Annotated in this window: 16 protein-coding genes; 12 read left to right on the top strand and 4 right to left on the bottom strand. The window is 37.9% G+C overall.

Annotated features, from left to right (window positions below; genetic code table 11):
- The first annotated feature begins 73 nt into the window (after positions 1-73).
- From U9M49_RS07760 to U9M49_RS07750, 3 genes are all read left to right on the top strand, one after another.
- Positions 74-1,189: an NADH-dependent flavin oxidoreductase gene (locus tag U9M49_RS07760; protein ID WP_095372668.1), complete on the top strand. Its 1,116-nt coding sequence runs from the start codon at positions 74-76 to the stop codon at positions 1,187-1,189.
- 468 nt (positions 1,190-1,657) lie between these two features.
- A complete protein-coding gene (locus U9M49_RS07755; protein WP_322909575.1) occupies positions 1,658-2,917 on the top strand; it encodes a DNA polymerase thumb domain-containing protein in 1,260 nt (419 codons plus the stop codon).
- Between the two features lie 23 nt (positions 2,918-2,940).
- Entirely contained in the window at positions 2,941-3,270 is a 330-nt protein-coding gene (locus tag U9M49_RS07750) for a YolD-like family protein (RefSeq protein ID WP_095372670.1), read from the top strand.
- Between the two features lie 17 nt (positions 3,271-3,287).
- Here U9M49_RS07750 and U9M49_RS07745 read toward each other — a convergent pair whose 3' ends face one another.
- Positions 3,288-4,202: a LysR family transcriptional regulator gene (locus U9M49_RS07745; RefSeq protein ID WP_095372671.1), complete on the bottom strand. Its 915-nt coding sequence runs from the start codon at positions 4,200-4,202 to the stop codon at positions 3,288-3,290.
- 153 nt (positions 4,203-4,355) lie between these two features.
- On the opposite strand from U9M49_RS07745, the gene U9M49_RS07740 reads away from it, so the two are divergent.
- From U9M49_RS07740 to U9M49_RS07710, 7 genes are all read left to right on the top strand, one after another.
- Positions 4,356-5,093, top strand: coding sequence for an SDR family NAD(P)-dependent oxidoreductase (locus U9M49_RS07740; RefSeq protein WP_095372672.1), 738 nt, complete (start codon positions 4,356-4,358; stop codon positions 5,091-5,093).
- Between the two features lie 97 nt (positions 5,094-5,190).
- On the top strand, positions 5,191-6,447 hold the full coding sequence (locus U9M49_RS07735) for an OFA family MFS transporter (protein WP_322909574.1): 1,257 nt from the start codon (positions 5,191-5,193) through the stop codon (positions 6,445-6,447).
- A gap of 211 nt (positions 6,448-6,658) precedes the next feature.
- Positions 6,659-6,988: a PadR family transcriptional regulator gene (locus U9M49_RS07730; protein ID WP_095372674.1), complete on the top strand. Its 330-nt coding sequence runs from the start codon at positions 6,659-6,661 to the stop codon at positions 6,986-6,988.
- Positions 6,985-7,329 carry a DUF1048 domain-containing protein gene (locus tag U9M49_RS07725; protein WP_322909573.1) on the top strand — a complete coding sequence of 115 codons (345 nt, stop codon included), beginning with the start codon at positions 6,985-6,987 and terminating at the stop codon, positions 7,327-7,329. The genes U9M49_RS07730 and U9M49_RS07725 overlap by 4 nt, the downstream gene beginning before the upstream one ends.
- Before the next feature lie 108 nt (positions 7,330-7,437).
- The gene (locus U9M49_RS07720; protein WP_322909572.1) at positions 7,438-7,764 is read left to right on the top strand and encodes an iron-sulfur cluster biosynthesis family protein; all 327 of its coding nucleotides are present in this window, start codon (positions 7,438-7,440) and stop codon (positions 7,762-7,764) included.
- 85 nt (positions 7,765-7,849) lie between these two features.
- On the top strand, positions 7,850-8,593 hold the full coding sequence (locus tag U9M49_RS07715; RefSeq protein WP_095372677.1) for a DUF2087 domain-containing protein: 744 nt from the start codon (positions 7,850-7,852) through the stop codon (positions 8,591-8,593).
- A gap of 12 nt (positions 8,594-8,605) precedes the next feature.
- On the top strand, positions 8,606-8,965 hold the full coding sequence (locus U9M49_RS07710) for a GIY-YIG nuclease family protein (RefSeq protein ID WP_322909571.1): 360 nt from the start codon (positions 8,606-8,608) through the stop codon (positions 8,963-8,965).
- Positions 8,966-9,135: 170 nt separating this feature from the next.
- Here the strand turns inward: U9M49_RS07710 and U9M49_RS07705 are convergent, their stop codons facing one another.
- Together U9M49_RS07705 and U9M49_RS07700 are read right to left on the bottom strand one after the other, a co-directional pair.
- Complete coding sequence (locus U9M49_RS07705) at positions 9,136-10,083, bottom strand: alpha/beta hydrolase (RefSeq protein WP_095372678.1); 948 nt, start codon at positions 10,081-10,083, stop codon at positions 9,136-9,138.
- 96 nt (positions 10,084-10,179) lie between these two features.
- Positions 10,180-11,073 carry a hydroxymethylglutaryl-CoA lyase gene (locus U9M49_RS07700; protein ID WP_180316951.1) on the bottom strand — a complete coding sequence of 298 codons (894 nt, stop codon included), beginning with the start codon at positions 11,071-11,073 and terminating at the stop codon, positions 10,180-10,182.
- A gap of 133 nt (positions 11,074-11,206) precedes the next feature.
- On the opposite strand from U9M49_RS07700, the gene U9M49_RS07695 reads away from it, so the two are divergent.
- Together U9M49_RS07695 and U9M49_RS07690 are read left to right on the top strand one after the other, a co-directional pair.
- Positions 11,207-12,397, top strand: a complete 1,191-nt coding sequence (locus tag U9M49_RS07695; protein WP_095372680.1) for an acetyl-CoA C-acetyltransferase — start codon at positions 11,207-11,209, stop codon at positions 12,395-12,397.
- Positions 12,398-12,471: 74 nt separating this feature from the next.
- Positions 12,472-12,723: a YqkE family protein gene (locus U9M49_RS07690; protein WP_322909570.1), complete on the top strand. Its 252-nt coding sequence runs from the start codon at positions 12,472-12,474 to the stop codon at positions 12,721-12,723.
- Positions 12,724-12,784: 61 nt separating this feature from the next.
- Here U9M49_RS07690 and U9M49_RS07685 read toward each other — a convergent pair whose 3' ends face one another.
- Positions 12,785-13,696, bottom strand: a complete 912-nt coding sequence (locus U9M49_RS07685; protein ID WP_095372682.1) for an aldo/keto reductase — start codon at positions 13,694-13,696, stop codon at positions 12,785-12,787.
- Positions 13,697-13,789: the final 93 nt, after the last annotated feature.

Raw genomic sequence — 13,789 nt, 5'->3', positions numbered from 1 at the left:
AATGGTTTGCATCGGGCTGTTTTTATCTATATGGTGAAATCGTGAAGATATTTATAGAGAAAAGGTGATAGATATGAAAGCAAAATTTGAACCATTATTTGAATCCTATACATTTCCTAACGGTGTGACAGTTAAAAATCGACTTGCACTCGCACCGATGACACATTATTCTTCTAATGAAGATGGCTCTATTTCGGAAGAAGAATTAGTCTTTATTAAGGCCCGTGCAAAGGATTTAGGTACAGTTATTACTGCTTGCGCCAATGTAACACCAAATGGTAAAGCTTTTCCTGGTCAACCGGCTATTTACGATGACCAATTTATTCCTGGTTTAAAAAAACTAGCCGAGACAGTTCAACAAGAAGGGGCAAAAGCGGTGATACAAATTCATCACGGCGGCATTTCATGTCCCTCTGAACTTGTTCCCGATGGTGATGTTGTATCTGCATCAAATATCGATCGTGATAACCAAAAGGCTCGTGCCCTATCGACAGGGGAAATTGAAGAAATTATCGAAGCTTTTGGAGAAGCAACGAGAAGAGCAATTGAAGCAGGTTTTGATGGAGTAGAAATTCATGGTGCAAACGGGTATTTAGTACAGCAGTTTTATTCCCCTTATACGAATAACCGTACGGATGAATGGGGTGGATCCGTAGAAAATCGGATGAAGTTTCCATTGGCTGTTGCGGAAGCTTGCCAAAAAGCGATTGATAAGCATGCAAAGAGACCATTTATTTTCGGTTATCGCTTCTCACCTGAAGAGCCGTCGACACCTGGTTTAACAATGACTGAAACCTTTCAACTAGTGGATGCCTTATCAAATCTTCCATTCGATTATTTGCACATTTCCCTTATGCATGCACTATCTACTCCTCACCGCGGGGCGGATACAGAGCGCACAAGAATTGAGCTGGTGAATGAAGTAATTAACGGACGCGTTCCGTTGATGGCCGTTGGAAAAGTGAATTCACCTGATGATGCATTAGCTGTTAGAGAACGAAATATCCCGCTTATTGCTATAGGTAGAGAATTGCTCATTTCACCAAGATGGGCTGCATATATTCAAGAAGATCGTCTTGAGAAAATAGAATATGCCCTGAATTTAAAAGAAAGAGATAAATATGACATTCCGAACGGATTATGGGAAGTGATCCTAGCTGCAGAAGGTTGGGTCCCATTTACTCGCTAGGAATCTTTAGAAAACAGGAACATGAACAATTTGTTCTTGTTTTTTTTGTGTCTTATTTTGGTTACAAAAGAGATTTGCTCGTATAAACCGTCAAAGAAGCGGAGCAACACTGATTTTTTCGACTATCCATTAAACATTCCCGTTAAATAACAGGCATGTCAAATAAAAGAGGAAAAGCTGGGACTTTTTTTGATTATAGATTTAGGTAAAATATCATAATATGTCGAATATTTATACATAGAATAATGGAAGGAGCAGCCTTCTGCTGTACAAGAGTTTGTTTTACCCATAGTCCATCTCATCTAATGATAGAGCTATTCTTATTTAATCCCAGGTTTTGTCTAGGCAGTCGAATATAAGAAATTCGTCGTAAAATTTCCATTGAAAGAGAACGTATATTCGGTTAATATTATGGGTATAAATAAACGGAACATAAGTTCCTATTTTATAGTGGGAAGAGGCAATCTAATGGTTGATTATAGTGTAATGCCAAAACAACAAATTTTATGTATAGATATGAAGAGCTTCTATGCCAGTTGTTCAGCTGTTATACGGGGATTAGATCCAATGGAATGCTATCTTGTAGTGGCGGGAAATCATGATCGTAAAGGTAGTGTCATTCTTGCTGCTTCACCGAGAATGAAGAAAGAATTTGGCATAAAAACAGGGTCGCGGCTATTTGAAGTACCCAATGACCCGCGCATTATTATTGAAGAGCCAAAGATGGCTACGTATTTACGTGTCTCTATGGAAATTACACGTGTATTTCATCGCTATGTACCAAAAGAGGCTGTGCACACTTATAGTGTCGATGAAAGTTTTATTCGTATTGACGGAACAGAACATATATGGGGTGACGCCTATACGATTGCCCAAAAGATAAAAGATGATATCGAAAGGGAATTTCAACTACCTTCATCTGTTGGAATTGGTCCTAATATGTTAATGGCAAAGCTTTGTCTTGATTTAGAAGCAAAGAAGGCTGGTATTGCTGAGTGGACTTATGAGCAGATAGAAGAAAAGCTTTGGCCGATTTCTCCATTAAGTCAAATGTGGGGTATAGGTAGTAGAATGGAGAAAAATTTGAACAGTATGGGCATTTTCACGGTTGGTCAGCTTGCCCATTTTAATCTAACTACACTAGAAAAAAAGTTTGGTATTATGGGCAATCAGCTATATTATCACGCATGGGGAATAGATTTGTCAGAAATCGGTGCTCCGATTTTACAAGGTCAAATTAGCTTTGGGAAAAGTCAAATCTTGCTTCGAGATTATACTGATAGAGAAGAAATCAAGCATGTTGTTTTAGAGATGTGTGAGGAGGTTGCAAGAAGGGCGCGCACACATCGTAAGGCTGGAAGAACCGTTCATTTTGGGCTTGGATATAGCAAGGATGAGTTTGGTGGTGGATTTTATCGTTCTCGGACAATGGAGGAGCCGACAAATGTAACAATGACCATTTATCATGTTTGTTTAGCTTTATTAGATGAACATTATAACGGCAAAACGGTTCGGAAGATTACTATTTCTCTTGGACAAATAACCGATGATCACGAGTATCAGCTTAGTTTATTTGATCAAAACGGCTTTAACAAGCGCAAGCTCGGCTATACCGTCGATCGCATTCGTGCCCGCTTCGGATCTGCTTCCTTATTGCGAGCGGTTTCTTATACCGATGCAGGTACAGCGAGACATAGAGCAACACTTGTCGGTGGCCATAAAAAATAGTAATGAGAAAGAAGGAATAAGTGATGCTTCGTGATCGTGGGAATAAGAAATGGGTTTCAATGATGCTACCGGAACATGTCAAGCTTTTAAGAGAGTATGATGAAAGTCACCATAAACAAACTAAACCTCAGTTAGATGAACAACAATATGAACAGTTCGATGAGGTGATTAGCGAGGCCATGGCGTTTCATACTTTGTTAACATTTACCTTGTTCCGTCGAGGAGAACAAGTGACTATTTCCGGTCGCATTCATTATGTAGATACATTCAAACAATCGCTTCGAGTAGTAAAGGAGGATGACAGTATTGATATCATTTTCCTACCAGAAATCATTCATATAGAAGAAAGTTAAGTTAACTATACCCCGTATCAATCGCCAACACTCTGATCGTCAAAATAAGTAAGAGCGATGTGTTTGAAAAAACGCACCGTAAATTGATGGAGATCAGTCGCAGCCTGAGAGAAATAACGTCCTTTATGCCAGGCGAGTCCAATATTACGTCGACAACGAGGAGCAGTGATCGGGAGTTGCACTGTTTTCGGTAAATTCTCTTGCAATAATGATAACTGTGGTGTAAAAGAAATCCCTAAACCGAGCTCAATCAATCGTAAAATAGCCCCTGCTTCTTCAAGTTCAAGCGGAGTATGGGGAGTGAAGCCTGCTTCAGAGCAAAACTGATCCGTTAAATCTCTAAAATCATAGCCCATCGGACGATTAATAAATACCTCGTTACATACTTCATTTAAATGAACCGAAGATCGGTGGGCAAGGTGGTGATCAGGTGGAACAGATAAAAAGATTTCCTCATCAAGGAGGGTCATCCACTCAATTTCTGTCCCTTCGATAGGCCTCATAGAAATACAAAAATCAATATCTCCATCCTCTAATTGCTTTTTCATCGCTGCTGCTGTGCCGGTGTATTGTTTAATATGAACATTAGGATGCTCCTTCATAAACTCTCCAATAAAGAAGGGTAAGATATGTGGCAGGGCAATGGAAACCGAAGTGATACGATGTTGTGTCGTTACCATTTCTTCTATTTCACGCTCGCCTTCCTCCAATTCAAAAAACACACGATTGATTCTATTTAAATAAGAGCGACCAAAATCATTTAAGCGAATGGTTCGTCCTTGACGATCGAAAAGAGATGCCCCCAAATCATGTTCAAGTCTTGCAATCATTTTACTCAATGCTGGTTGAGATACATGTAATTCATTCGCTGCTTTTGTGATGCTTTCTAAATGAGCTACTTTTTGAAAATAGCGTAACTGTAAAAGCTCCAAAACTATCCACCTCTTTCATAACTTCAAAGTTATAAATTATAGATAAATATGTATTATACGTTATTAAAAGGCTATTTTACAATAGTAAACGTAGGACAAAGGAATAGGCAATCACTTATCCTAATTTAATTTACTTTCAAAGGGGAGACAGTTATGAGATTACAAAATAAAGTAGCTATTATTACAGGGGCAGCATCTGGTATGGGCAAGGCTGAAGCCCTTCGTTTTGCTAGTGAAGGAGCGAAAGTAATTGTTGCTGACTTAAATATGGAAGGTGCTGAAGCAGTAGTAACAGAAATAAAGGAAAACAACGGGGAAGCTTTAGCGGTAAAAGTCAATGTAACAGAACAAGCTGATTTAGAAAATATGGTAAAAACAGCTATGGATAACTACGGTCAGATTGATGTTGTTATCAATAATGCTGGAATTTTTGATAAATACACGAACAGTTTAGAAACAACAGAGCAACAATGGGATTTAATATTTGATATTAACGTGAAAGCCATTTATAAAATTACAAACCTTGTATTACCAAATATGATAAAGCGCGGTGAAGGAACAATCGTCAATATTGCTTCCATTGCAGGTCTTGTTGCACAAATGGGTGGAGCCGCTTACACGGCGTCAAAACATGCGGTAGTCGGTTATACGAAGCATATTGCTGCAGTCTATGGTTCAAAAGGTATCAAAATTAATGCGATTGCACCGGGAACAATCCGTACGCCATTAACAGCAGATATGTTAAAAACACGTCCAACAAATAAAATACCGTTAGACCGTTTCGGTAATGACTATGAAGTGGCTGATCTAGCCGTATTTTTAGCATCAGATGAATCGAAATTTATGAACGGTGCAGTCGTACCAATTGATGGCGGCTACACAATCGTATAATTACTTTTTGAAGATAGTCATTAAGCAGTAAAGGCTTAATGGCTATCTTTCTTTAAAGATAAGAAATGAAGCGATTGTTCGAAAAAGGGGGATAAACATGTCAAAATCAAAGAAAGTACCAAATCGCTGGTTTATTTTCACTAGTGCCTGGATCATTATTTTTCTCGTCGCCTCTATTGCGATTTTTAGTGTTTTTTCGGAACCGATGACAAAATTACATGGATGGTCAAGTGCGGACTATAACTTAGCTTACTCATTGTACACTTTAATTTTTGCTATTGTTGCCATATTTGCCGGCATGATTACTGACCGCTATGGGGTCAAGTGGCTGATGTATATTGGTGGGTTACTCTTTGGGTTAGGATGGTTTTTAACTGCTTCAGTGACAACCATTCCAATGCTTTATGTAACCTTCAGCCTAATCGCTGGTAGTGGAGCGGGGATGATGTATAATTCGGCCTTAGTCACAGCCATGCGCTGGTTCCCTGATAAGGGTGGAAAGATTTCAGGGTTATTATTATCAAGTGCAGCAATTGGTCCATTTATATTGTCTCCGATTGCGGCGATAATTATTGAACGTTTCGGTGTGCTAGTATCATTTCGTATACTGGGGATCGTCTTTTTTATCGGTGTTTGGGCTGTGGGTTGGTTAATGTACACTGCACCAGCTAACTTCCGTCCTAAAGGCTGGCAATTACCATCGGAAAAAGAACAAAGTCAAAAGAAAAAGGCGGCAATCATCAATCTAAATTGGAAGGAAATGCTTGCTACGCCACTGTTTTATCTATTATTTTTAACTTTAGTGGCAGCGAGTACGGCAGGAACAATGATGGTATCTTCTGCTTCTGTAATCGCTCAAGACCAAGTTGGGTTAACAGCGACAGTTGGTGCAGTCATTGTCAGTATTAGCACATTATCGAACTTTGTTGGACGCTTAGCGTTTGGTGTTATTTATGATAAATTCGGTTCCTATATCGCTCTATTAATTAATTTAGTTATGACGATTGCAGCATTATTACTATTAACGATGGCGACATCACTTGTGTACTTCACCATTTGTATTATTATTCTCGGTTTTGCTTTTGGTGGTTTACTTGTTGTGTTTCCGCCTTTAACTAGTCAGTCATTTGGTCAAAAGAATTTCGGTATGAACTATGCCATCGTTTTTCTTGGCTATTCTGGGGGCGCTTTTGTAGGTCCACGTATCGCTTCCTACTTCAAGGAAACAACAGGAAGCTTTACGACAGCTTATATCGCAGCAGCAATCTTAACAGCTATCGGTATTGGGCTTGTAGGTTTAGTGTTATTTTTAAATAAAAAGAAAGAAAAGAAACAGCAAGCAATCATTGCGTAAGCATAAGTGCTTCCCACCTGAACCTTTTAAGAAAAGAAGTTCAGGTGGTTTTTTATTTTTTTAAACCATTGACAATTTATCTACTTAGTCATATTATGTAGTAGTACTTAGTTTTACTATATAGTTAATATCGTTTATGTTAAAGAACAAGTTGTTTATGTATACTACCTAGTATTACTACTTAGTTAAGAATGAAAGAGGGGTTTAACGAGTGAAAGGGTTAACAGAGTTATTGAAAGGTGTGTTAGAAGGAATTGTGCTTCAGAAAATAGGGCAGGGGGAGACCTATGGCTATGAAATCACACAGTATTTACAAAACATAGGCTTTGAAGATATTGCAGAAGGAACTGTGTACACTGTGTTGCTTAGACTTGAAAAGAAAGAGCTGTTACATGTTGAAAAAAGAAAATCGGAGCTTGGTCCACCAAGGAAGTTTTATACGTTAAATGATTCCGGAAAGTATGAGCTCGATAAGTTTTGGGAGAAATGGTTTTTTCTCTCTAGAAAATTAAATGACATAAAGGAGAATGATAGTAAATGAAAAACCTATTTGAAAAATTAATTGGCAGTAAAAAGCGGTATAACGATTATAAAGCTGAAAAAGAGCAGTTGCCACAAAGTTACAAGGACGCCCTTCATGCGTTAGAACAGTATATGTGGAATTTCGCCAAAGGAGAAAATTTTATGGAAGTGTTAGAAAATATGCTTCAATTATTTAAAGAAAGTTCAATTGAGCAACTTCCATTACAGGATATTATGGGTAATGATCCTGTTGAATTTGCAAATGCCATTATGGCGCAATATCCAGAGGAACTTTGGTTTATTAAAAGCCAAGAAAAGCTCAGATTGGAAATAGAAAGATTAAATAATAAAAGCAATTAGATAATGGCAGTTGGATGGTTGTCAAATGGTACCTAATGGACTGAAGCTGTTATTCAATCATTTTCGTTGTTATAATCATGATTAACATAGGAAGAAAGGGCGGTAAAGTTGAAGATAACAATTACACCAAGAGCCATAATGAAACTAACAGAAAAAATAAAAAATAAAGATGGTTATTTAAAATTAAAATATGATACTGAAGGTTGTGGCTGTGTTGTAAGCGGTGTAACTGCTTTGTGGCTTGTGAAAGAACTAGAGCCAGATGACAGCGAAGTACAAACAGATTTCATGTCTATTTATATCGAGCCTTCTAAGGAAGTCTTTTTATCAGAAGAGGTAACGATTGATTATAGTGATAAGGCAAGATGCTTTCAATTAAAAAATAATTATGAATACTTGAATCCACGTATGGCTTTTATGGATTATACGAAATGAGAAAGAGAAGAAACAGAAATCTTCTCTTTTTTTGTTGACTAATTTAGTAAACATATTTAAAATTTGTTTATATAAGGAGGGTAATATGGACTTTCAATCATTAACTGTCACTGAACTAAAGCAAGGATATCAATATCGATCACAAGAAGCTGTTTACGTATGTAATTATTGCCAACAGACTTTTGAAACAGGGCGGGTTTATCAATTTGCCGAAGAAATGTTTTTAGGAAAACAAGCAGTAGAGTGGCATATATCCGAAGAGCACGGAGGGAATTTTCTGCAGCTACTTTCAAACGAGAGTAAATATAATACGCTAACAGATAAACAAAAGCAGTTGTTAAGCGCCTTTCAATCGGGTAAAAAAGATGCCCAAATTGCAGAAGAGATGAATGTATCTCACTCAACGATTCGCCATCAAAAGTTTTCATTTCGTGAAAAGGCAAAGCAAGCAAAGCTATACTTAGCCATATATGAAAATGCGTTTCTAGGTCATCTTCAGGAAGAAATCATCCCTATTCATAACGGTGCGACTATGGTGGATGAACGCTACTTTATGACAATAGAAGAACGAGAGCAAATCATAAATGAAAATTTCGAGAGCCTCCATCCGCTCAAGTTAAAACGATTACCGAAAAAAGAGAAAAAGAAAATCGCGATTTTAAGTCGCATCATCAAAGAATTTGTTACTGGGCGCACATACGGAGAAGATGAAATAAAAGAAATACTAGTAGGCATATACGATGATTATGTCACTATAAGAAGGTATTTAATCGATTATGGATATATGAACAGGACGCCAGATGGCAAAGCCTATTGGGTAAATGATTAAGGAGGAATACTATTGAAACCCGATCGTAAGAAAGAATTAAAACAACAGTATAAAGAGATGAAAACCTATTATGGTGTGATTAGAATAAAAAACGAAAGCAATGGAAAAAAATTTATTGATGCTGTACCAAATGTGAAAAATCGTTGGCTTACTTCTAAAATGATCTTAAATGATGGTCGTCATATGAACAAAGAATTACAAGAAGATTGGCATAAATACGGTGAAGAAGTGTTTAGTTATGAAGTACTCTGGCAGAAGGATAAAAGTGAGATCAACGATATGAAGTTCGAACTGCAAAAAAAGAGAAAAGAATGGATTCTTAAAGAAGAGGCTTATGATGACAAAGGCTATCACCATAAACCCGAGGAATAATAGGTTAGAAAAGTTATGCTAAGCAAATTTGATTTTCTATGCCTTGGCTGAGGGCATCTATAAAGAGCTGTGTGCGCTAAAAAGAGAAATGAGCAACAAGTAAAAACAAAAGCTTCAGTCTAGTCAATGATAGAGGGTGGGAATTTGGTTAAAAATCAGCTTATGGTAGGCTATCGCTCAAATTTATGGGCAGGTGAATCTTCCACTTGAAAGGGGATTCCATTATCCGTAAAGAAAGAGTCGATGGCTGCTTCATAGGCTTCTTTATTTTCATTGTATGATTGAGCATGTGCGCCATTTTTAGCAATGAACAGTTTTTTGGGTTCATTTTTTTGTTCATACAGCATTTCCGTCATAACAGGTGGGATAAATGTATCATCTTTACTATGGATAAAAAGAACAGGCTTACTGATATAAGATACGACAGCGAGTGGTGACACGTCATGGATGGAATATTTGTCACGCAATCTAAGAAAAACGTTACTTATTGGCAAGATTACTTTAGGGGGTAATTTAAAGGTCGTACGCAAATGATGAGTAAGTTGACCAGATAAATCAGAAAAAGGACAATCAGCAATATAAAAATCAGCATCATCAGCAAGGCTCCCAGCGTATAAGAGCATTGTCGCTGCCCCCATTGATTCACCATGAATACCTAAGAGTACATCAGGACCTTTCTGCCTTTTGAGCCAATCTACCACAGCTTTAAGATCATATTTCTCATAATAGCCATAGCTCGTTGTCTTCCCGCCAGATTCACCATGTCTTCGGTGATCATAAATAACAACATTGAACCCGCGAGATAAAAACAAGTTCATATATTTTATAGAGTTCGTTTTATTCTCTGTCACCCCATGAGAAATGATGACGTATCTATTACTAGGATAAGGTGCAGCAACGACAACTTTAAGAGAGTATCCTAAAGGAGAATGGATAAAATGTTCTTCCTTTTCTAATTGATCATAGGCTGAGACATTTAATCTGCCAGCGATGCTTTCTCTTTCAACGATAACCGCGTTATCTTTTTTACGAATATACATTAATTTATTTGTGAAATAGGTGCCAATAGAGAGAATAACAGTTAGCAGTAATAAACTATAGCGCAGGATTCTTTTCATTTTTTCCCTCCATGGAGTTTTCCTTTATTTTACCATTTGGACAAAAGAAATATCCATCTTAAAACACCGGTTCGTGTCATAAGATGGACGGATTGTTTAAGCATTTAGTTGAAAATAACTACTTTCAATTGTCCTTGTCATATGTGGCTTAACGAGATGAATGGCTTCAACTAACTTTTGCAAGTCTATATTGGTTGAGATACCCATTCTCTCTAACATATATACCACATCTTCCGTAGCAGCGTTCCCAGCTGCACCTGGAGCGAAAGGGCAGCCGCCAAGCCCACCAGCAGAAGTATCAAAACGGTCGACACCAGCTTGAAGAGCAGCAAGGATGTTAGGAAGAGCTAATTTTCGTGTATCATGAAAATGAGCGGTAATGAGTGTTTCAGGAAAAGCATCTTTTAACTTTTTAAATACATCAAATGATTCATGCGGAGCCGCCATTCCGATGGTATCAGCAACACTTAACTCATCTGCTCCTGCATTGACAAAGGCTTGGCATAATTTTAATGTATCATTTACATCTACTTTTCCTTCGTACGGACAATAAAAAGCTGTGGAAATACAAGCACGTACAAAATATCCATTTCCTTTTAATTCTTTGATTATTGGCACAATTTCAGCGACACTTTCTTCGGTTGTTTTATTAATATTCTTTTTGTTGAACGTTTGACTAACACCAACAAAAGTAGCAACGGCCTGGCAATCAGTAGCATAAACACGATCAATCCCTTTTCGGTTGGGAGCAAGCACCATATCTCGCGTATGTGATGTGAGGGTATCAGCAACAATTTCAGCTGCATCACTCATTTGCGGTACCCATTTTGGCGAAACAAATGAGGTAAGTTCCATTTCTTTTACACCAGCACTTTTTAATTTTTGAATAAATTGTTTTTTGATATCTGTTGGAACGAAGTTTTTTTCATTCTGTAGTCCATCTCTCGGGCCCACTTCAATAATCGTCACTTCTTTTGGCAGTGTAAACATTATATTCCTCCTTTTATAGAAAGCGTTTACTTTATTGTAGTGGTTTAATATTCAGAAATGCAAGAATTAAGTAAAGTGTGGCATAATAGAGAGGTAGATTCATAACAAGGTAACCATGGAGGGGAAAAACAGTATGGAACGAGCAGAAGTCGTTATTGTAAGCGCTACAAGAACAGCGTTAGGAACATTTAATGGGAGTTTAAAAGGGGTATCAGCGATAGATCTAGGAGCAGTAGTTATTAAGGAAGCATTAAAAAAAGCAGGGGTAGAAGCATCGGCAGTTGACGAAATTATTATGGGGAATGTGCTGCAAGCAGGATTAGGCCAAAACCCAGCAAGACAAGCAGCTATAAAAGCAGGTGTACCTGAAAGTGTTTCTTCAATGACTATTAATAAAGTGTGTGGCTCTGGCTTGAAAGCCGTTCATTTAGCAACGCAAGCAATTGTCGCTGGAGATGCAGACATTATTGTCGCTGGTGGCATGGAAAATATGAGCCAAGCACCTTATATTCTAAAAGGTGCACGTGATGGGTTTAAAATGGGTAATACTACTTTATATGACTCCCTTATTGATGATGGGCTAACATGTGCATTTAATCAGTATCATATGGGTGTAACTGCTGAAAACTTATGTGATAAATATGAGATTTCTAGAGCGGAACAAGATCAATTTGCGGCTGAGAGCCAAGAGAAAGCAACGCAAGCAATCGAATCTGGTCGCTTTAAAGATGAAATCGTTCCGGTAGAGATTCCGCAGCGAAAAGGAGAGCCAATCATTTTTGATCAAGATGAACATCCAAAAGCAGGTACAACTGCAGAAAAATTAGGTAAACTCCGCCCAGCATTTAGAAAAGAAGGAAGTGTGACAGCAGGCAATGCATCTGGTATCAATGATGGTGCAGCGGCAGTGGTAGTAATGAGTAAACAAAAAGCGGAAGAGTTAGGAATTAAGCCACTTGTTACAATTAAAGGAAATGGGAATGCTGGTGTTGACCCAAGTATTATGGGAATTGGTCCAGTAGAAGCGGTGAAGAAAGCATTAACGAAAGCAAATACTACATTGGAAGAATTAGAGTTAATTGAAGCAAACGAAGCTTTTGCGGCCCAGTCCCTAGCGGTTGATCGTGAATTGAACTTTAAGAAAGACATCTTAAATGTAAACGGTGGCGCAATTGCTCTAGGGCACCCAATTGGTGCAAGTGGCGCACGAATTTTAGTTACTCTCATCCATGAAATGCAAAAACGCCAAGCGAAGAAAGGTTTAGCAACATTGTGTATTGGTGGCGGCCAAGGTGTGGCAACTGTAATAGAGCTTGCAGAATAATTTATGGTGAGAGGGTTCTATGCTATAATAACCATACATTCTATACAAAAGAATGAGGGGGTAGGACACCAGTCATGAAGCAGAGAAAACAGCGAGCACAATCAAAGAAAATAAATGAAGATAAGCCGCTTACTTTAGGAGATATGTTAAATCCTGAGCTTGTCAGAGGGTTGCAAGTGAAGAAAAATGAGCTAAAAAAAGCGGAAGAAATAAAGTTTGAGGAAGAATCACGTAGAAAAGCAGAAGAGCGTAAATTACGTGAGAAAAATAAAAGCTTTGAAGAGCTTTTAGGCGAAAGTAACTTAAATTGGAAAGAATTTAAATAATAGATTACGAGAAAAGATGACGTATCCAAAGGTACGTCATCCTTTTTGATTTAAGTAAGTGTTAACGATGTGCCTCGTACTTATTCATTTTAGCTAATTGTTCCATGAAAGTTAATTCTGACTTAGATAATGGCTCTGCACGAACGGCGGCAACATTCTCTTTAACCTGCTCCATAGAAGAGGCACCGGCAATAATAGAAGTAACCCCTTTATGTGCCAAGTTATATTGTATAGCCGCTTCTTGTAGATGGCGTGTTTCAGTAAACTTTGCTTTAAGCTCAGTCAGAAGAGCACGCAATTCAGTTTCACTATAATCTAAATATCCTTGTTCCGATAGTTTATCAATCCAGTTTTCACTTAATAAACCTTTAGCGAGTGGACCTCTCGTAACGACACTAATGTTATTTTCAGCTAATAGTGGTAAAACTTCTTCCTCTGGACGACGATCAAGTAAACTATATTGCATCATTACTGAATCAATAGAGGCATGCTTAACATATTCGCGAATCACATTAGGACGAATGGAGGAGATACCATATGCCTTAATAAAACCTTCTTGTTTAAGCTCTTCAAACGCGTCAATTGTTTCTAGTATATTATCTTCTAGCGTCCCGCCATGCAATTGATATAAGTCAATATATTCTACACTTAATCGTTTCAAGCTTTGTTTTACGGCTTCTTTTATATAAGCTTTTGACGGATCCCAGCGCCAGCCTTCTTTTCCTTCAGTCCACCGATTACCTACTTTTGTGGCAATAACGACATCCTCTCGTACGCGTTTTAACGCTTCTCCAACTAGCTGTTCATTCAAACCAAAGTCGTATAAGTCGGCTGTATCAAAATAATTAATACCTTCTTCTAGTGCTGTTTCAATAATCGCTTGTGCCTTTCGTTTATCTGTTCCAAGTGACATACAACCAAGACCAAGTGGAGTAACCATTAATGGTGATTTACCTAACTGTACTTTTTTCATTTGTGAACCTCCGCTCTTCTCTGAGTATTTTTTATCTATTTTACCGATACTGAGAGAGGTTAAACAAATCTTTTGATTCATTGCATGGAGAAT

The organism is Cytobacillus sp. OWB-43 (genome assembly GCF_034651445.1).
Taxonomy (GTDB): Bacteria; Bacillota; Bacilli; order Bacillales; family Cytobacillaceae; genus Cytobacillus; species Cytobacillus kochii.
The sequence above is the reverse complement of the archived record's forward strand: the minus strand, read 5'-3'. Positions and strand labels throughout refer to the sequence as shown.

What these genes read in the sequence shown, in the direction of transcription:
- U9M49_RS07690 (WP_322909570.1), top strand. Translation starts at nt 12,472, where the DNA reads ATGAAGCAGAGAAAACAGCGAGCACAATCAAAGAAAATAAATGAAGAT.
- U9M49_RS07740 (WP_095372672.1), top strand. Translation starts at nt 4,356, where the DNA reads ATGAGATTACAAAATAAAGTAGCTATTATTACAGGGGCAGCATCTGGT.
- U9M49_RS07695 (WP_095372680.1), top strand. Translation starts at nt 11,207, where the DNA reads ATGGAACGAGCAGAAGTCGTTATTGTAAGCGCTACAAGAACAGCGTTA.
- U9M49_RS07755 (WP_322909575.1), top strand. Translation starts at nt 1,658, where the DNA reads ATGGTTGATTATAGTGTAATGCCAAAACAACAAATTTTATGTATAGAT.
- U9M49_RS07750 (WP_095372670.1), top strand. Translation starts at nt 2,941, where the DNA reads ATGCTTCGTGATCGTGGGAATAAGAAATGGGTTTCAATGATGCTACCG.
- U9M49_RS07705 (WP_095372678.1), bottom strand. Translation starts at nt 10,083, where the DNA reads ATGAAAAGAATCCTGCGCTATAGTTTATTACTGCTAACTGTTATTCTC.
- U9M49_RS07700 (WP_180316951.1), bottom strand. Translation starts at nt 11,073, where the DNA reads ATGTTTACACTGCCAAAAGAAGTGACGATTATTGAAGTGGGCCCGAGA.
- U9M49_RS07735 (WP_322909574.1), top strand. Translation starts at nt 5,191, where the DNA reads ATGTCAAAATCAAAGAAAGTACCAAATCGCTGGTTTATTTTCACTAGT.
- U9M49_RS07725 (WP_322909573.1), top strand. Translation starts at nt 6,985, where the DNA reads ATGAAAAACCTATTTGAAAAATTAATTGGCAGTAAAAAGCGGTATAAC.
- U9M49_RS07715 (WP_095372677.1), top strand. Translation starts at nt 7,850, where the DNA reads ATGGACTTTCAATCATTAACTGTCACTGAACTAAAGCAAGGATATCAA.
- U9M49_RS07685 (WP_095372682.1), bottom strand. Translation starts at nt 13,696, where the DNA reads ATGAAAAAAGTACAGTTAGGTAAATCACCATTAATGGTTACTCCACTT.
- U9M49_RS07760 (WP_095372668.1), top strand. Translation starts at nt 74, where the DNA reads ATGAAAGCAAAATTTGAACCATTATTTGAATCCTATACATTTCCTAAC.